Annotated in this window: 16 protein-coding genes; 10 read left to right on the plus strand and 6 right to left on the minus strand. The window is 74.1% G+C overall.

Going from position 1 to position 17,050, the window contains the following annotated elements:
- The first annotated feature begins 263 nt into the window (after positions 1–263).
- From BLR33_RS12855 to BLR33_RS12865, 3 genes are read left to right on the plus strand one after another with little or no spacing between them, the layout of a single operon-like run.
- Positions 264–665 (plus strand): DUF5304 family protein, encoded by a 402-nt coding sequence (locus BLR33_RS12855; protein ID WP_093784523.1) that lies wholly within the window; start codon positions 264–266, stop codon positions 663–665.
- Between the two features lie 53 nt (positions 666–718).
- The gene (locus tag BLR33_RS12860; RefSeq protein WP_093784524.1) at positions 719–1,660 is read left to right on the plus strand and encodes an ROK family glucokinase; all 942 of its coding nucleotides are present in this window, start codon (positions 719–721) and stop codon (positions 1,658–1,660) included.
- 14 nt (positions 1,661–1,674) lie between these two features.
- Complete coding sequence (locus tag BLR33_RS12865) at positions 1,675–2,415, plus strand: endonuclease/exonuclease/phosphatase family protein (protein WP_093784525.1); 741 nt, start codon at positions 1,675–1,677, stop codon at positions 2,413–2,415.
- A gap of 51 nt (positions 2,416–2,466) precedes the next feature.
- Here the strand turns inward: BLR33_RS12865 and BLR33_RS12870 are convergent, their stop codons facing one another.
- Positions 2,467–2,988 carry a hypothetical protein gene (locus BLR33_RS12870; RefSeq protein ID WP_093784526.1) on the minus strand — a complete coding sequence of 174 codons (522 nt, stop codon included), beginning with the start codon at positions 2,986–2,988 and terminating at the stop codon, positions 2,467–2,469.
- Entirely contained in the window at positions 2,981–3,760 is a 780-nt protein-coding gene (locus BLR33_RS12875; RefSeq protein ID WP_093784527.1) for an alpha/beta hydrolase, read from the minus strand. Before BLR33_RS12875 ends, BLR33_RS12870 begins: the two co-directional genes overlap by 8 nt.
- A 153-nt stretch (positions 3,761–3,913) precedes the next feature.
- On the opposite strand from BLR33_RS12875, the gene BLR33_RS12880 reads away from it, so the two are divergent.
- The 4 genes from BLR33_RS12880 to BLR33_RS12895 all read left to right on the plus strand — a co-directional run bounded on the left by BLR33_RS12880 (position 3,914) and on the right by BLR33_RS12895 (position 8,084).
- Positions 3,914–4,816: a lysophospholipid acyltransferase family protein gene (locus BLR33_RS12880; protein ID WP_245771373.1), complete on the plus strand. Its 903-nt coding sequence runs from the start codon at positions 3,914–3,916 to the stop codon at positions 4,814–4,816.
- Between the two features lie 332 nt (positions 4,817–5,148).
- Positions 5,149–6,279, plus strand: a complete 1,131-nt coding sequence (macS, locus tag BLR33_RS12885) for a MacS family sensor histidine kinase (protein WP_093784528.1) — start codon at positions 5,149–5,151, stop codon at positions 6,277–6,279.
- Positions 6,280–6,624: 345 nt separating this feature from the next.
- Positions 6,625–7,341 (plus strand): response regulator, encoded by a 717-nt coding sequence (locus tag BLR33_RS12890; protein WP_093784529.1) that lies wholly within the window; start codon positions 6,625–6,627, stop codon positions 7,339–7,341.
- 101 nt (positions 7,342–7,442) lie between these two features.
- Entirely contained in the window at positions 7,443–8,084 is a 642-nt protein-coding gene (locus BLR33_RS12895; RefSeq protein ID WP_093784530.1) for a uridine kinase family protein, read from the plus strand.
- Between the two features lie 271 nt (positions 8,085–8,355).
- Here the strand turns inward: BLR33_RS12895 and BLR33_RS12900 are convergent, their stop codons facing one another.
- The gene (locus BLR33_RS12900; RefSeq protein WP_093784791.1) at positions 8,356–10,311 is read right to left on the minus strand and encodes an anthranilate synthase family protein; all 1,956 of its coding nucleotides are present in this window, start codon (positions 10,309–10,311) and stop codon (positions 8,356–8,358) included.
- A gap of 641 nt (positions 10,312–10,952) precedes the next feature.
- Here BLR33_RS12900 and BLR33_RS12905 point away from each other — a divergent pair.
- Together BLR33_RS12905 and BLR33_RS12910 are read left to right on the plus strand one after the other, a co-directional pair.
- Entirely contained in the window at positions 10,953–12,302 is a 1,350-nt protein-coding gene (locus tag BLR33_RS12905; RefSeq protein ID WP_093784531.1) for a class II 3-deoxy-7-phosphoheptulonate synthase, read from the plus strand.
- Positions 12,303–12,508: 206 nt separating this feature from the next.
- Positions 12,509–12,844: a (2Fe-2S)-binding protein gene (locus BLR33_RS12910; RefSeq protein ID WP_176930265.1), complete on the plus strand. Its 336-nt coding sequence runs from the start codon at positions 12,509–12,511 to the stop codon at positions 12,842–12,844.
- Here BLR33_RS12910 and bfr read toward each other — a convergent pair.
- A complete protein-coding gene (bfr, locus tag BLR33_RS12915) occupies positions 12,825–13,304 on the minus strand; it encodes a bacterioferritin (protein ID WP_093784533.1) in 480 nt (159 codons plus the stop codon). The genes BLR33_RS12910 and bfr overlap by 20 nt on opposite strands.
- A 167-nt stretch (positions 13,305–13,471) precedes the next feature.
- On the opposite strand from bfr, the gene BLR33_RS12920 reads away from it, so the two are divergent.
- Positions 13,472–14,086: a molybdopterin-dependent oxidoreductase gene (locus BLR33_RS12920; RefSeq protein WP_093784534.1), complete on the plus strand. Its 615-nt coding sequence runs from the start codon at positions 13,472–13,474 to the stop codon at positions 14,084–14,086.
- A gap of 42 nt (positions 14,087–14,128) precedes the next feature.
- Here the strand turns inward: BLR33_RS12920 and BLR33_RS12925 are convergent, their stop codons facing one another.
- Positions 14,129–15,016, minus strand: a complete 888-nt coding sequence (locus BLR33_RS12925; protein ID WP_093784535.1) for a deoxyribonuclease IV — start codon at positions 15,014–15,016, stop codon at positions 14,129–14,131.
- A gap of 43 nt (positions 15,017–15,059) precedes the next feature.
- Positions 15,060–16,994 (minus strand): Stk1 family PASTA domain-containing Ser/Thr kinase, encoded by a 1,935-nt coding sequence (gene pknB / locus BLR33_RS12930; protein ID WP_093784536.1) that lies wholly within the window; start codon positions 16,992–16,994, stop codon positions 15,060–15,062.
- Positions 16,995–17,050 lie beyond the last annotated feature (56 nt).

Genomic DNA, 17,050 nt, shown 5'->3' on the forward strand with positions numbered 1-17,050 from the left:
GAACCGTTGCGGCGGGCTGCCGTGGAGCCGACCGGCCTGCGGCCGGGGACGGCGGGTCGTTTCCCAGGGGCGCGGGGAACTGCGCGAGCAACCCTCGACCGGCTTGCGGCCGGAGACGAGCCGGAACCGTAGCGGCGAGGAGGCGTAGGGGGCTGGCCTGACGGCCGGGGACGGGGAGGGCCACGGAGGGTGGGAACCCCTCAAGCCGGCGCAGCGTCGGGTACCGTCGAAGGGGACCCCTTCCCCTGCCATGGGAGCCGAGCATGAGCGAACCCAACCGGCCCGACGCCGACGCGTGGGCGACCGCGAGCGCGGAGGACATCGCCGCCGAGCGCGCCCGGCGCAAGGCGGAGTCGGGCCAGACCCAGGGCTCCCCGGCAGAAGAGCTGCGCCGCCTCGCGGAGGCGGTGGGCGACGTCGTGAACGAGCGGCTCGCCGCCCTGCGCAGCCCCGCCGTCCAGCTCGCCGCCCAAGGCGTCTTCTCCCAGGTGCGTTCCGTTGTCGAACCCATCAAGGAACGCAACCCCGACCTCTTCGACCACCTGACCGCCGCGGGGGCCGAACTCCTGGCGGCCTACCGCTCCGCCGTGGCCGGCGCCGAGGCCCGCTGGACCTCCGGCGGCAGCTCCTCGCGTTCAACCGCTGAACACATCGACCTCGACTGACCTCCCCTCGGGTACGGTTCTCTTAGCGGGGATCGACGAAAACTGAGGGACACATGGGACTCACCATCGGCGTCGACATCGGCGGCACCAAGATCGCAGCCGGAGTGGTCGACGAGGAAGGCGCGATCCTCGAAACCGTCAAGGTGCCGACACCGTCGACTCCCGAAGGCGTCGTGGACGCGATCGTGGAAGCAGTTCGCCAGGTCAGCACCGGTCACTCCATCGAAGCCGTCGGCATCGGCGCCGCCGGCTACGTCGACGACAAGCGCGCCACCGTGCTCTTCGCCCCCAACATCAACTGGCGGCACGAAGCGCTCAAGGACAAGGTCGAGCAGCGCGTCGGCCTCCCCGTCGTGGTGGAGAACGACGCCAACGCGGCTGCCTGGGGCGAGTACCGCTTCGGCGCCGGACAGGGCCACTCCGATGTGATCTGCATCACACTCGGCACCGGCCTGGGCGGCGGCATCATCATCGGCAACAAGCTCCGCCGCGGCCGGTTCGGCGTCGCCGCCGAGTTCGGCCACATCCGCGTCGTGCCCGACGGACTGCTCTGCGGCTGCGGCAGCCAGGGCTGCTGGGAGCAGTACGCCTCCGGCCGCGCCCTCGTCCGCTACGCCCGCCAGCGCGCCGCCGCCACCCCGGAGAACGCCGAGGTGCTGCTCGCCCTCGGCGACGGCACCCCGGACGGCATCGAGGGCCGGCACGTCAGCGCGGCCGCCCGGCAGGGCGACCCGGTGGCCGTCGACTCCTTCCGCGAGCTGGCCCGCTGGGCCGGCGCCGGCCTCGCGGACCTCGCCTCGCTCTTCGACCCCTCCGCCTTCATCGTCGGCGGCGGCGTCTCGGACGAGGGCGAGCTGGTGCTCGACCCGATCCGCAAGTCCTTCCGCCGATGGCTGATCGGCGGCGAATGGCGGCCGCACGCCCAGGTGCTCGCCGCCCAACTCGGCGGCAAGGCCGGGCTCGTGGGCGCGGCCGACCTGGCCCGGCAGGGCTGAGGCGGCACACAGCCGTGGCGGATCTGCCGAGTTCCACCGCACCGGGGGACTCGGCGGTCGTCCGCGTACTGAGCTACAACGTCCGCTCGCTGCGGGACGACGAGGCGGCGCTGGCCCGGGTGATCCGTGCCTGCGCCCCCGACCTCGTCCTCGTCCAGGAGGCCCCGCGGTTCTTCCGCTGGCGCAAGGCCGCGGCGCGCCTCGCCCACGCGAGCGGGCTCTTCTACGTCACCGGCGGCGCGCCCGCCACCGGCCCGATGGTCCTCGCGTCACTGCGGGTCGAGGTCGAGCGCGCCGAGGACGTGCTGCTGCCGCACACCCCGGGGCTCCACCGGCGCGGCTTCGCCACCGCCGTGGTCCGGGTCGGCGGCGCCCGCTTCTCGGTCCTGTCCGCGCACCTGTCCCTCCAGGCGCGCGAGCGCCGCGCCCAGGCGGAGCTGCTGCTCGACCGGGTGGCGGCGATGGGGGCCGAGCACGCGGTGGTCGGCGGGGACATCAACGAACGGCCGGACGGGCCCGCTTTCCGCCGCCTCGCGGGCACCCTCACCGACGCCTTCGCCGTGGCGCCGTGGGGGGAGGAGTGCACGTCTCCGGCGGGCGCGCCGCGGCAACGCATCGACGCGATCTTCTGCTCCCATGGGGTCCGCCCCCTCGCGTGCGGGGTGCCGACCCCGCTCCCGGGTGTCCACGCGGCCGACCTCCGCGCGGCGACGGACCATCTCCCCGTACTGGCGACCCTGCAGGTGCCGGCCTAGCCCGACCCGGCCGGGGTGGTTCCGGCGCCCCGAAGGCCGTACGCCACACCCCTATACGACGGCTCCGCCGCCGGGAAGGTCGTCGTCGTCCTCCCCCGTGCGCATCCGCGCGACAAGAGTGGCGAAGCCGCCCAGGAACCCCCCGACGCCGACGAGGATCACCCACCAGGCGAGGTCCAACTGCAGGAGGACGAAGGCGAAGAGCAGGAGGGGCCCGCCGAGGACCGCGATCCAGGCGAACTTCGTCGTCAGGTCCGCGTCGGGCAGCGGCGGCGGCTCGGGCGGCACGAAGTGCGCGTCCTCCTCGTCGTCCTCCAGCTCGTAGTTGCGCGGCCCGGCGATCACCGGGTGGATGACGATGCTGCGGGTGGGCGGCGGGGCCACGGCCGCGGGGTTCTTCGCGCTCGGCGGCTCCTTGACCTCGGCGTCGCCCTCCGGCACGTTCTCCGCCTCGGGCCAGGACGCCGCCGCCCCGGGGTCGGGCTCCGCGTCGAAGCCGGCCACCAGGGCGGCCCATGCGGCGTCTTCGTCGAGGGGCGCCGCGCCCTCGTCCTCGCGGTCGGCGTCAGCCACCGGCGCTACCTTCCTCGGCTGCCGCGGGCACGGACAGCCGCTGCACGAAGTCGTAGGACTCGGCGAAGATCAGCTCGGCGTCGTTGTCGAGCGTGGCCACGTGGTAACTGCGTTCCAGGACCCGCTCGGTGACGTCCACCGAGGAGATCCGGCCCAGCAGCACCGCGGAGTTGGAGGGGTGGACGACGTGGTCCTCCCGGCTGTGCAGGAGCAGCACCGGCTGGGTGACCTGGGGCAGGCCGGCGCGGACCGTGCGCCACAGGGCGGTCAGCGAGTGCACGGCGTGCAGCGGGGTGCGGTCGTAGCCCAGCTCGCCCGCGCCCTTCCGGGCGATGTCGCTGGCGATGCCGGCCACCGAGGGGACGACGTGCCGGATCACGGGCACGGCCTTGAGCTGCCAGCTGTCGGCCTTCACCGACGGGTTCACCAGCACCAGGCCGGCCACCGCCGTGCCGTGCTTCTGGGCGAGCCGCAGCGACAGGGTGGCGCCCATGGACAGCCCGCACACGAACACCCGCGAACAGGTGGCGGAGAGTCTGCGGAACTCCCGGTCGACCTCGGCGTACCAGTCCGGCCAGCCGGTGGCCTGCATGTCCTGCCAGCGGGTGCCGTGCCCGGGCAGGAGCGGCAGCGACACCGTCAGGCCCCGCCCGGCCAGGTACTCGGCCCAGGGCCGAAGCGACTGCGGCGTTCCGGTGAAGCCGTGGCAGAGCAGGACACCGGTCTCACCGCCCTCGTGGCGGTACGGTTCGGCTCCGGGCATGAGCGGCACCGTGGATCTCCTGTTCAACGAGGCGTACGCGGGTACACGAACGTCGGATGTTCAGCGTACGCGGACCCGATCCTCACGGGTAAGCCCTCCCGGACCTCCGGGGGGTTAAGGTCATCGCGACGGCAACAGGAGGCAGGGTTGTTCTACGGCGCGATGAAGATCGTTCTCGGCAAGCCGATCAAGGCCGCCTTCCGCCCGTGGGTGGAGGGCATCGAGAACATCCCGGCGGAGGGTCCGGCGATCCTCGCCAGCAACCACCTGTCCTTCTCCGACTCCTTCTTCCTGCCCGCCGTGCTCGACCGCAAGGTCACCTTCATCGCCAAGGCGGAGTACTTCACGACGCCGGGGGTCAAGGGCAAGCTCACCGCCGCGTTCTTCAAGGGCGTCGGCCAGCTGCCGGTGGACCGCTCGGGGGCGCGCGGCGCCGGCGAGGCGGCGGTGCGCAGCGGCATCGCGGTGCTGGAGCGCGGCGAGCTGTTCGGGATCTACCCCGAGGGCACCCGCTCGCCCGACGGGCGGCTCTACCGCGGCAAGCCCGGCGGCCTGGCCCGGGTGGCGCTGGCCACCGGCGCCCCGGTGATCCCGGTGGCGATGATCGACACCGAGAAGGTGCAGCCGGTCGGCCAGGTGATGCCGAAGCTGTCGATCCGCCCCGGCATCCGCATCGGCCGCCCGCTGGACTTCAGCCGCTACCGCGGCATGGAGTCCGACCGCTTCATCCTGCGCTCGGTCACCGACGAGGTGATGTACGAGATCATGAAGCTGTCCGGGCAGGAATACGTGGACATCTACGCGACGGCCGCGAAGCGGCAGATCGCGGAGGCCGCGAAGGCGGCGGCAGCGGAGGCGAGCGCGGGGGGCGGCACGGGGGGCAAGGGCGCGGCGCCGGGCCCGGGGCCGGGTTCGGCGGGTGCGGGGGAAGCCGGGGGTTCGACGGGTACGGCGGGTCCCGCGGGTGCGGGGGATGGCGGGGGCGCCGGAGGCACGGCGGGTTCGACGGGTTCGACGGGTACGGCAGGCTCGACGGGTACGGGCGGCGGGGCCGCGACGAAGTAGGGCTGCCGCTCGGCCTTTGACGGCGCAGCCACGGGGCTCTTGCCCGCCGAGCGTTCGGCACTCACGCCGGGCGTGGGCGACGGGCGGTCCTGGACGCTGGGCGTCGGTCACAGCGTCGGCTTCGGTCGGCGCGTGGCGCGTGGGGCGTCGGTCGCTGGCGTTGGCGTCGGCCCTGGACGTCGGCCGCGGGCGTTGGCGTCGGGCCCTGAGCGTCGGCCATCGGCGCCAGGCGTAGGCGCCCGGCCTGGAGGTCGGCGTCAGGCGTTTGCGCAGGGCCACCGCTTTGGCGTTGGCTGGTGCTTCGGCAGCAACGGGGGAGGGGTGGGGCAGCGATGTCCGTGGAGCGGCCGCTGTGGCGTGCCCTGCTCGCGTACCGCATCCTGACCTGCGGGTATGCGGTCGCGATCTACGTCCACTCGTACGGCGACCTGCGCCACCCGCTGCCCGCCGGCGTCTACATGGCCGTCCTCGCGGTGTGGACGCTCGCCACCGCGGGCAAGCTGCGGGACGCCGCGCACTGCACCCGGACCTTCCTGGTGGCCGACCTCGCTCTCGCCGTCGCGGGCATCCTGATGACGCTGTGGGTCTACGACCGCGCGCACATCGAATCCGGCGCCTTCACGCTGCCGTCGATCTGGACCGCGGGCTCGGTGCTGGCCTTCGCGATCAAGGGCGGCTGGCGGTGGGCTGCCTCGGCTGCCTCCGTGGTGGCCGCGGCGGACATCGCCGAGCGCGGCACGCCCAGCCGGGACACCCTGCACAACCTGGTCCTGGTGTGGATCGCGGCCATCGCGATCGGCTACGTGGTGGAGGTCGCCCGGGCCAGCGAGCGGACGCTGGCCCGGGCGCTGCAGATCGAGGCCGCCACCCGTGAGCGCGAGCGGCTGGCCCGCGACATCCACGACGGGGTGCTCCAGGTGCTGGCGATGGTGCAGCGGCGCGGTGACCGGGCCGGCGGGGAGGCGGCCGAGCTGGGCCGGCTCGCGGGGGAGCAGGAGGCGGCGCTGCGCTCGCTGATCACGGGCGACCCGCTGGTGCCCGCGCCCACCCCGGACGGTGCCGCGGAGCCGGCCGGCCCCCGGGACCTGCGCGCCCTGCTCGCCCCGCACGCCTCCGCCCGGGTCACCCTGTCCGCGCCGGGCACGCCGGTCCTGCTGGACCCGGTGGCGGCGGGCGAGCTGACGGCGGCGGTGGCGGCGGCGCTGGACAACGTCCGCACCCACGCGGGCGAGGAGGCGCACGCCTGGATACTCGTCGAGGACGAGCCGGACGCGGTCCTGGTCACGGTCCGGGACGACGGCCCGGGCATCCCCGAGGGCCGCCTGGCCGCGGCAGCCGACGAGGGCCGCTTGGGCGTGGCCCAATCCATCCGCGGCCGCCTCCGCGACCTGGGCGGCACCGCCGAAGTCCTCTCCCTCCCCGGCCAAGGCACCGAAGTGGAACTCCGCCTCCCCCGCCACTAGGTGGCGCCCGCTCGGTGTCTCGGTGATCGGGGCGGCCCGTCCGGTTCCGGCTCTACAGCACAGGAACCCTGTCCCGGGCGGCCGCGGGCGTTCGGGGCGTCGGTGGGGCATTAGTGTGGCGGGGCTTGGGCGCCGGCTCGGGTCGGGGAGCCGGGGGTCGGGTGGGGCGCCGACGCGTGGGGTCGGTGTCCGTGGTCGCGGCGGGCCCGGTTGGGCGGGAGAAGGGGACGTAAGGGCGGGCGGGGTGATGGGGGACCGCGGAGTTGGAGGGGCCCGGGGCAGGGGGAAGGGTTCCGCGGGGCGGCTGGGGGCAGGGGGTAGGCACGACGACATGGGAGGTCGAGGATGACCCTGGGCACCGCCGGAGGCGACGGCGCCGAGAAGCCGGTGACCGTGATGGTCGTGGACGACCATCCAATGTGGCGGGACGCGGTCGCGCGCGACCTGACCGAGGCCGGGTTCGAAGTGGTGGCCACCGCGGGGGACGGACCCGAGGCGGTCCGGCGGGCCCGCGCCGCCCGGCCGCAGGTGCTCGTGCTCGACCTCAACCTGCCCGGTGCCTCGGGGGTGCAGGTGTGCAAGGAGGCCGTCGCCCACGACGCCGCGCTCCGGGTGCTCGTGCTCTCCGCGAGCGGCGAGCACACCGACGTCCTGGAGGCCGTGAAATCCGGCGCCACCGGATACCTGCTCAAGTCCGCCGGCCGCGACGAACTCGTGGACGCCGTGCGCAGGACCGCCGCCGGCGACCCCGTCTTCACCCCGGGCCTGGCCGGCCTCGTGCTCGGCGAGTACCGCCGGCTCGCCACCGAGCCCGCCTCCGCCGCCCCCGACGAGCCCGCCGCGCCCCGGCTGACCGAGCGCGAGACCGAGGTGCTGCGGCTGGTCGCCAAGGGCCTGAGCTACAAGCAGATCGCCGCCCGCCTGGTCATCTCCCACCGCACCGTGCAGAACCACGTCCAGAACACCCTCGGCAAGCTCCAGTTGCACAACCGCGTGGAGCTGGTCCGCTACGCCATCGAGCGCGGCCTGGACGGTGACGACCAGGACACCGCCGACGCATGACGTACGGCGCTTGCCGTAGCCGATCCACCCGCCCTACCATCCCTGCACCCGGCTCGTCCGGCCGCTTCGTTCGTCCTTGAGCACTTTGAAGGAGCGCCCGCATGACGGGTGTGGCAGCAGGGCAGCACGTGCCCGTACTGGCGGTCGCAGGCGGCACCGCGTCCGGCAAGTCCACGCTTGCCGACGCGCTGGCGCGGCACCACCCGGAGGCCGTCGGCCTCCTGCACCTCGACGACTTCTACGTCCCCGCGCACGATCCCCGGCGCGGGGTGCGCACCTTGAGCGCCACCGGCGCCGAGACGCTCGACTGGAACCACCCCGGCTCCATCGACGCGGCCGCGGTCGCCGACGCGCTGGACGCGATGACCGGCGCCGGGCAGTACCGGCTGGTCGTCGTGGAGGGCCTGTTCGCCCTGACGCTGGAGGCGGTGAGGCTGCGGGCCGACTGGCGGGTCTACGTCGACACGCCCGATGACATCCGGCTGGCCCGCAAGATCCTGCGCAAGATCGAGATCCTGGACCAGGACCCGCGGATCTCCCTGCTCAACTACCTCGCCAGCGGGCGGGAGCGGCACGCCGCGCACGTGGCCCCCGCCCGCCGCCTCGCCGACCTCGTGGTGGACGGCACGGCGGACGAGTACACGATGATCGCCGAGGTGCTCACCCTGATCGGCCCGGTCCTCGCCGCCCCCGTGACGACCGAACTGCCCCTGCACGCGGGGCAGTTCGGCGAGACGGCCTAGCGGGAGGCAAGACGGCTCGGCAGGAGGGACGAGCGGCCCCGGAACCGGCCGTGCGACGCGAGCCCTCCGCGCTGCCGAACTCCCCGTGCCGCACGGAACCGCGGGGGCCGGGGCGGGGCCGCACCGGCCGCCGGGTCCCTCCGGCCCCGGACCCGCGCTGGCCCCGGACCCGCGCTGGCCCCGGACCGGGACGGCCCGGCTGCGCGTCGTCCGTCCCCGGTCCGGCCCCGGCCGCTCCGGGCCCACCCCCGTCCCGCCCGCCAGCGGAGCCCTACCGCCGCTCCGCCGCGCCGCTCGGCGCCGTCACCCCCGACAGCAGCTCCGCCACCAGCGCCGCCCCGTTCAGCGTCAGCACCGACTCCGGGTGGAACTGGACGCCCGCGAAGTGGCCGCCCCGCAGCGCGTGGATGTCGCCTGACGCCGGGTCGCGGCTCAGTGCGATGCCGTGCATGGCCAGCTCTTCGGCGGCCGCGTCGTCGCACCGGGCGGTGAAGGAGCTGTAGAAGCCGACCGTCTCCCGGCGCCCGAAGAAGTCGATCGCCAGCTGGGCGCCCTGGAAGGGCCGCTCCTTGCGGACCAGGTCCAGGCCGAACTCCGCGGCCAGCAGCTCGTGGCCCAGGCACACCCCGAGCAGCCCCTGCCGGTGGTGGCGCACCAGGTCCGCGGTGAGGTCCCGCAGGAACCGCATCTTGGGGTCGGCCGCGTCGCCCGGGTCACCGGGGCCCGGGCCCAGCACGACCGGACCGTCGTGGCCGAGCGCGGCGGCGCGCAGCCCCGGCTCGTCGTAGCGGCGCACCGTCACCGCGAGCCCCGAGGAGCGCAGCACGTGCGCGAGCATCGCGGTGAAGGTGTCCTCGCCGTCCACCACCAGCGCGTGCCCGGACAGCGGGCCGTCGCCGCCGCGGTCGCGCATCCGCAGCCAGAAGGGCGCCAGGTGCGCCCGCCGGGCGTCCAGCGCTGCCCGCACCCGGATGTCGTCGGCGAGCTTCGGCCGGGGCCCCGCGGCGGGGCCGGGCGCGGCCTGCCGCACGCCGAGCGCGGTGAGCACGCCGGCCGCCTTGGCCCGCGTCTCGGCCGCCTCCGCCGCGGGGTCGGAGCCGCGGACGAGAGTGGCGCCCACCGGCAGCTTCAGCCCGCCGTCCGGGGCGATGTCGGCGGTACGGATCAGGATCGGCGCGTCCAGGGTCTGCCCGCCGCCCGCGTCGCGGCCGATCAGGGCCAGCGCCCCGCCGTAGTAGCCGCGCCCGGCGCCGTCCGGGTCGCGCGGCTCGTGCCGCTCGATCACCCGGCAGGCGTTCTGCACGGGCGAGCCGGTGACGGTGGCGGCGAACAGCGTCTCGCGCAGCACCTCGCGCACGTCCAGGGTGGAGCGGCCGCGCAGTTCGTACTCGGTGTGCGCCAGGTGCGCCATCTCCTTCAGCCGCGGGCCCACCACCACGCCGCCCAGGTCGCCGATGGTGCACATCATCTTCAGCTCCTCGTCCACCACCATCGTCAGCTCCTCCACCTCCTTCGGGTCACGCAGGAAGGCGAGCAGGCCCTCGGCCGAGGGGCCGCCCTCGGGATAGCGGTAGGTGCCGCTGATCGGGTTCATGACGACCGTCCCGCCGGCCATCCGCACGTGGGCCTCCGGGCTGGCGCCGACCAGGGTCCGCTCGGGGGTGTGCACCACGTACGTCCAGTAGGCGCCGCGCTCGCCGCGCAGCAGCCGGGCGAAGAGGGCGAGCGCGGCGGCCGGGCCCCACTGCGGCACCCGGCCGCGGAAGGTGCGGCGGATCACGAAGTCGGCGCCCTCGCCGCGGCCGATCTCCTCGGCCACCACCCGCCGTACGACCTCCTCGTACGCCTCGTCATCGAGGTCGAAGCCGCCGTCCTCGACGGTCACGCCGGCCGGGACGCGGGCCGCCAGCGCGTCGAGCAGGCCGGGCAGCGGCAGCTCCTCGTACTCCCGCGGGCGCAGGACGGCGAGCGGGGTGCCGTCGTCGTGGACGTCGAAGCCGCGCTCGCGGATCTGCCGGAAGGGGACGAGGACCAGGGCGTCGGGCCCGGCGGCGCCGGAGGGGCCGTGCGGCAGCGCGATGTCGGCGAGCCGCTCGGCGTGCTCGACCGGGCCGAGCAGCACCTCGACCACGTCGTGCGGGCGGCCGGGGGATCGGCGGCGCAGCAGGGCGAAGGGCGGGCAGGCGGGGTCGAGCAGCCGGGCGACGAGCCGATCGGCCGCGCTCAGGGGCGATGGGGCCGACGGGGCCGACGGGGCCGACGGGGTCGAATGGGCCGACGGGGGCGACTGGGGCGGCTCGGGTGCCTGGGGCGCGGTGCCGGCGGGGATGCGGGACACGGCGGGCTTCCTTCCTCACGTGCCCGGGCGCTCACCCGGGCGGGAACGGGAAGGGGCGGCCGTCCGCAGACGCCGAAGGCCGCCCCTGGGGGCGGCCTTCGCGAAGTGCTGGAACGCGCGATTCAGCGGGCCGCCGGAGGAGCGGTCCGCCAGCAGGTGCCGGTGATCGACGCGAACATGCCGCCGACCATACCGCACCCGCGGACCGTATACCGCCCCGCTCCCGGCCCCGCGGCGCCGAGCACCGTGCGCCACCGCACCTCCACATCTGCGATGACTGCATGCCGCCGCGCTCCCGTCCGCGCCGTCGCCCCGTGCACTTGCGGCCGTCACGCGAGGGTCTGCCACCGGGCGGGTACGCACCCTGTGTCCTGCGGCGGGCCCGCGCCGCCACCCGCGCCCGCGGTGGTCCGGTGCCGTGCGCACCGCCCGCACGCACCCCGTTCCCCTCGACCCCACCCCCGCCGGAGGGCATCTCATCTAATGGTCGGCGCCTGGGCAGCGGGAAACGACCCCGTAAAGTTGGAGCCGTGACCGTGACTGCAGACACCCTTGCCGGTGCCAACACCTGGAGCTCCCTTCCCGCGGCGCAGCAGCCCGAATGGCCGGACCCCGAGGCTCTGCGCGACGTGATCGCCGACCTCGCCTCGTATCCGCCGCTCGTGTTCGCGGGGGAGTGCGACCAGTTGCGCAGCCGGATGGCGGCTGTGGCCAGGGGCGAGGCGTTCCTGCTCCAGGGCGGCGACTGCGCGGAGGCGTTCGACGCCGTGGGCGCGGACCAGATCCGCAACAAGCTCAAGACGCTGCTCCAGATGGGAGCGGTGCTCACGTACGCGGCCTCGGTCCCGGTGGTCAAGGTCGGCCGGATCGCCGGCCAGTACAGCAAGCCGCGCTCCAAGCCCACCGAGACCCGCGACGGGGTGACCCTGCCCACCTACCGCGGCGACTCCGTCAACGGCTTCGAGTTCACCGCCGAGGCCCGCGTGCCGGACCCGCAGCGGCTCAAGCGGATGTACCACGCGTCCTCGGCCACGCTGAACCTGGTGCGCGCCTTCGCCACCGGCGGGTACGCCGACCTGCGCCAGGTGCACGCCTGGAACCAGGACTTCGTGAAGTCCTCGCCCTCCGGCCAGCGGTACGAGGCGCTGGCCCGCGAGATCGACAGCGCGCTGAACTTCATGGCCGCCTGCGGCATCGACCCGGCCGAGTTCCGCACGGTGGAGTTCTACTCCTCGCACGAGGCACTGCTGCTGGACTACGAGACGGCGCTGACCCGCACCGACTCGCGCACCGGCCGGCTGTACGACGTGTCCGCGCACATGGTGTGGATCGGCGAGCGCACCCGGCAGATGGACGGCGCGCACATCGAGTTCGCCTCCCGGATCAGCAACCCGATCGGCATCAAGCTCGGCCCGACCACCACCCCGGAGGAGGCGCTCGGCTACATCGACCGCCTCGACCCGGACCGCGAGCCCGGCCGGCTCACCTTCGTGGTGCGCATGGGCGCGGACAAGGTGCGCGACAAGCTGCCCACGCTGGTGGAGAAAGTCACCGCCTCCGGCGCCCAGGTGGCCTGGGTCAGCGACCCGATGCACGGCAACACCTTCGAGGCGGCCTCCGGCCACAAGACCCGCCGGTTCGACGACGTGCTGGACGAGGTCAAGGGCTTCTTCGAGGTGCACCACGCGCTGGGCACCCACCCCGGCGGCATCCACGTCGAGTTGACCGGCGACGACGTCACCGAGTGCGTCGGCGGCGGCGACGAGATCTTCGTCGACGACCTCCACCAGCGCTACGAGACGGCGTGCGACCCGCGGCTCAACCGCAGCCAGTCGCTGGACCTGGCGTTCCTGGTCGCGGAGATGTACCGGGGGCAGTGACCCCGGCCGCCCGGCTCCGGGGGTCGGCTGCGGCAGGCCCGGCTGCGGCAAAGAGGGGCGCGGATCACACCGATCCGTGCCCCTCGCGGCTTTTCCTCCCCGCCGGCCTCCGGCTAAGGTAAGGGTTACCTCAGTACCTCGTGGTGTCCCGTCGGCGCAGGTCAGCGCCCGCCGGTACCCCTGTGCCCCGGATCGGCGGTGACCGCGTGTTCGTCTGCTCCTGCTTCGGCATCACCGAAGAGCAGGTCAAGCAGCACGCCGACGCCGGGCGCTGCACCCCGCGGCAGATCGCCTCCGCCTGCAAGGCCGGCACGGACTGCGGTTCGTGCGTGCGCCGCATCCAGGCCCTGCTGGGCCGGGGCGACGCGTGCGTGACGTGGGCCCGCCTGGAGCCGGGGCCGCAACTGCGGCCGCAGGCAGGGCCGGAGCTGCCGCCGGTGCCGCAGCCGGAGCCGCTGGGCACGCCGCGGCCCGGGCCGGCCGCCCCGCCCGCTGTCCTGCCGGCAGCAGCCCATCGGCCGGCTAGCTCTCGGGCTGCTTGATCACCTGCGCGAGGTAGAGCGGCTCGCCCAGCTTCTCCACCAGCGCGAGCTGGGTGTCGAGATAGTCGATGTGGTGCTCCTCGTCCTTCAGGATCGACTCGAAGATCTTTGCCGAGGTGATGTCACTCCTGGCCCGCATCACCTCGACCCCGCGGCGCAGCCGGTCGATCGCCTCGACCTCGATCATCCGGTCCGCCTGGAACATCTCGGTGACGCTCTGCCCGACCCGTACGTGGAAGAGCCGCTGGTAGTTCGGCAGGCCGTCCAGCAGCAGGATGCGGTCGGTGAGCAGTTCGGCGTGCCGCATCTCGTCGAAGGACTCCGCACGCGTGTACGTCGCGAGCTTCAGCCAGCCGAAGTTCTCCTGCATCTTGGCGTGCAGGAAGTACTGGTTGATGGCGGTCAGCTCGGCGGTCAGCTGTTCGTTGAGGAACTCGATGACCTCGGGGTCGCCCTGCATGGCGGTCCTTCCCGTTCGCACAGCGGATGGTGGGCGGCATCCTCGCACTACGGGCCGGTTCGATCCAGTAAGTGCACGCTTAGGTGATGTAGGGGTTTTCGACAGTTATCCACAGGTATGGGCAGTCCGGGTCGGGAGCATGGCGCCCGGTCTGTCACCATGGAGGCATGGGTCGGGACGAGCACCGGGAGGAGGGGCTTCCGCCGGGGCAGCGGCCCCAGCGGGGCTGGCCGGTCACGCACTACGGGCCGGTGCCGCGCTTCCGCCCCGACCGCTGGGACTTCCGGGTCTTCGGCGCCACCGCCGACGGCGGCCGCACCGCGTGGAACCACGAGGAGTTCTCGGCGCTGCCCTACGCCACGGTGATCGCCGACTTCCACTGCGTCACCCGCTTCTCGATGCGCGGCATGGAGTGGGGCGGGATCGCCGCGGCCACCGTCGCGAAGCTCGCGCCGCCCGCGGACGACGTCACGCATGTCATGGTCTGGGCCGAGTACGGCTTCTCGGCGAACCTGCGGCTGAGCGACTTCCTCGACCCGCAGACCGTCTTCGCCACCCACGAGAGCGGCCAGCCCCTGACCGCGGAGCACGGCTTCCCCGCCCGCCTGGTCGTCCCCCACCTCTACGCCTGGAAGGGCCCCAAGTGGGTCCGCGGCATCGAGTACATGACGACCGACCGCCGCGGCTTCTGGGAGGAGCGCGGCTACCACAACCTCGCCGACCCCTGGCAGGAGCAGCGCTTCACCTACCAGGAATCCCCCGGCGACGGTCCGGAGCTGTAGCGCCCCTCGCGGCCCGGCCGGCGGCAGCCGGCTCCGCGCCCGCTACGGCCGCAGCGACCGGAGCAGCTCCACATCGGCCGCGTGGCCGTCGGGGCCGCCCGGCGTCTCGATGACGAAGGGCACCCCCGCGAGCGACGGGTGGGCAAGAAGCTCGGCGAACGCGGGCGAGCCGATCCGCCCGCGGCCGATGTTCTCGTGCCGGTCCAGGTGCGACCCGCACCCCGCCTTCGAGTCGTTCGCGTGCACCAGCCGCACCCGCCCGGGCCCGGCCGCCGCTTCGATACGGGCCAGGGTGTCGGCCACACCGGAGGGCGCCGCGAGGTCGTGTCCGGCCGCGAAGACGTGGCAGGTGTCCAGGCACACCCCGAGCTTCGGGTGCCGCTCCAGCGCGTCCATGTAGGGGCCGAGGTCCTCGGCGAGCGAGCACAGCGAGAAGCCCTGGCCCGCTGTGGGCTCCAGAAGCAGCCAGGGGTCGTCCTCGTGCGTCAGCTCCGCCAGCAGCGGCCGCACCCGCTCGCGGATCTGGAGGAGCGCGGCCTCGCGGGTGCGCCCGCCGGTGGCCGAACCGGTGTGCACGACGACCCCGCGGGCCCCTATCTCGCGGCCCCGGCGCAGCGAGTGCCGCAGTGAGGCGACCGACAGGTCCACCGTGGCGGCCGTGTGCGAGCCGAAGTTGATCAGGTAGGGCGCGTGGACGTACACCGGCAGGCCGCGCTCGGCGCACCGGTCGCGGAACTCGGCGTCCTGCGCGGGGCTGCCGGGGCCGGTCGCCCAGGCCCGCGGGTTGGCGACGAAGACCTGGAGGGCCTGCGCGCCGATCCGCGTCGCGTACGCCAGGCCCTTGGCGGCCAGGCCCCCGGCGACGGGGACGTGGGCACCGACCGGGGAGAGCGGCGGGGACGACGGGAACGACGGGGACACGGGTGCCATGGGTGCCATGGGTGACGACGGGGAGGAGACGGCGGCCAAGGGATCAGCGGACCCAGAGCGTCACGGTCGCACCCTTGGGCGCCTGCCCGCCGCCGTCCGGCGACTGGCTGAAGACGGTGCTGCCGAAGAAGATGGTGATCACCTGGACCTTGAACCCGGCGGCCTGCAGGGTCTGCTTGGCGTCGCCGACGTCCTGGCCGGTGACGTCCGGCACGTCGAACATTTGCTGGCCCTTGGAGACCGTGATCGTCACCGAGTCGCCGGTGCCCGCCCGGGTGCCCGCGTCCGGCGTCTCCAACGCGACCTTGTCCTTGTCGGCGCGGTCGGAGAAGACCTTGCCCGGGGCGAGCACGACCTTGAGCCCGGCCGACTCCAGGTCCTGCTGGGCGTCGGTCACCGACTCGCCGATCACGTCCGGCACGTCCACCGGGGCGCCGCGCGAGACGGTGAGGGCGATCGGCGTGCCGGGGGAGCGCTCGGTGGCGCCGGCCGGATCGGTGGCGATCACCTGCCCGCGCGGCACGTCCGCGCTGAACGCCTGCGCGACCGTGCCCGGCACCAGGCCCGCGGCCTTGATCTCCTTGCGCGCGGTCGCCAGGTCCCGGCCCCGTACGTCGGGCACCTGCACGTGCTGGGGGCCCTTGGAGACCGTCACCGTCACGGTGCCGTTGCCGCGGATGCGGCGGCCCGGCGCCGGGTCGGTCGAGATCACGCTGCCGCGCGGCACGGTGAGCGAGAAGCCCTGCTCCACCTTCGTGTCCAGCCCGGCCTTGGAGAGCTTCTTCTGCGCCTCGGCCTGCGGCAGCGACAGCACGCCGGGGACGGTGGTGAACTGCCCGTCGTTGATGTACCAGACGGCCGCGCCGACACCGAGCAGCACCAGCAGCGCCGCCAGCACGGCGAGCGGGCCGCGCCGCCCGCGTGGCGACCGGCCGCCGCCGGGGACGGGGTCCGCAGCCGGCGGCTCCGGCGGCAGCACCAGCCGGGCCGTCCGGTCGGTGACCGCGCCCTGCGGCAGCGGCACCACGCTGGTCGGCTCCTCGGAGCCGGGCGGCAGCGCGTCGGCGGGCCCGGGCTCGGCGACGGGCACCGGCGGCAGCACATCGGTGGGCCGCTCGTCCAGCTCGTCCGGGCTGAGCACCGCGCGCACGGCCCGCACCTCGGCGAGCAGTTCGACGGCGTCGGCCGGGCGCGCCTGCGGGTGCCGGGCGGCCGCGCGGCAGACCAGCGCGTCGAGTTCGGGCGCGATGGCGGGCACGGTCGCCGAGGGGGCCGGCACGTCCTCGTTGACGTGGCCGAACATCACCTTCGTCGGGGTGTCGCCCTGGTAGGGCTTGCGGCCGGTCAGCATCTCGTAGAGCACGATGCCGCACGCGTACACGTCCGTGCGCTGGTCGACGGTGCCGCGGCCGATCTGCTCCGGGGCGAGGTAGTGCACGGTGCCGAGCACCTTGTCGGTGCTGATGCTGGTGTGGGTGTCGACCGCGCGGACCAGGCCGAAGTCGGCGACCTTCACCCGGCCGTCGTCGCCGATCAGCACGTTCTCCGGCTTCATGTCGCGGTGCACCAGGCCGGCGCGGTGGGCGGCGCCCAGCGCGGCGAGCACCGGCTCCAGGATGTCCAGGGCCGCGCGCGGCTGCAGGGCGCCGCGCTCGCGCAGCACGTCCCGCAGGGTGCAGCCGGCGATGTACTCCATCGCCAGGTATGTGTACGTGCCGTCGGTGCCCTGGTCGAAGACGCCGACCACGTTCGGGTGGGCCAGCTTCGCGACCGCCTTCGCCTCGCGGATGAAGCGCTCCACGAACGCGGTGTCGGTGGCGAGGGCGGGGTGCATCACCTTCAGCGCGAGCAGCCGGTCCAGGCGGGTGTCCACGGCACGGTAGACCGTCGCCATCCCCCCGACGGCGATGCGCCCCTCGACCCGGTAGCGCCCGTCGAGCACCTGCCCGACAAGCGGGTCCTGCACGCTGGTGTCCACGGCGATCGATTCTACGAGCCACTTTGCGCCATTCGGGCGGAGCGCCACGTACTGTG

Source organism: Actinacidiphila guanduensis (assembly GCF_900103985.1).
GTDB lineage: Bacteria > Actinomycetota > Actinomycetes > Streptomycetales > Streptomycetaceae > Actinacidiphila > Actinacidiphila guanduensis.

Bases quoted from the DNA above. Each gene is read 5' to 3' on its own strand.
- bfr (WP_093784533.1), bottom strand. From the start codon at position 13,304: ATGCAGGGCGACCCCGAGGTCATCGAGTTCCTCAACGAACAGCTGACC.
- BLR33_RS12855 (WP_093784523.1), top strand. From the start codon at position 264: ATGAGCGAACCCAACCGGCCCGACGCCGACGCGTGGGCGACCGCGAGC.
- BLR33_RS12880 (WP_245771373.1), top strand. From the start codon at position 3,914: ATGAAGATCGTTCTCGGCAAGCCGATCAAGGCCGCCTTCCGCCCGTGG.
- BLR33_RS12895 (WP_093784530.1), top strand. From the start codon at position 7,443: ATGACGGGTGTGGCAGCAGGGCAGCACGTGCCCGTACTGGCGGTCGCA.
- macS (WP_093784528.1), top strand. From the start codon at position 5,149: ATGTCCGTGGAGCGGCCGCTGTGGCGTGCCCTGCTCGCGTACCGCATC.
- BLR33_RS12890 (WP_093784529.1), top strand. From the start codon at position 6,625: ATGACCCTGGGCACCGCCGGAGGCGACGGCGCCGAGAAGCCGGTGACC.
- BLR33_RS12920 (WP_093784534.1), top strand. From the start codon at position 13,472: ATGGGTCGGGACGAGCACCGGGAGGAGGGGCTTCCGCCGGGGCAGCGG.
- BLR33_RS12860 (WP_093784524.1), top strand. From the start codon at position 719: ATGGGACTCACCATCGGCGTCGACATCGGCGGCACCAAGATCGCAGCC.
- BLR33_RS12925 (WP_093784535.1), bottom strand. From the start codon at position 15,016: ATGGCACCCGTGTCCCCGTCGTTCCCGTCGTCCCCGCCGCTCTCCCCG.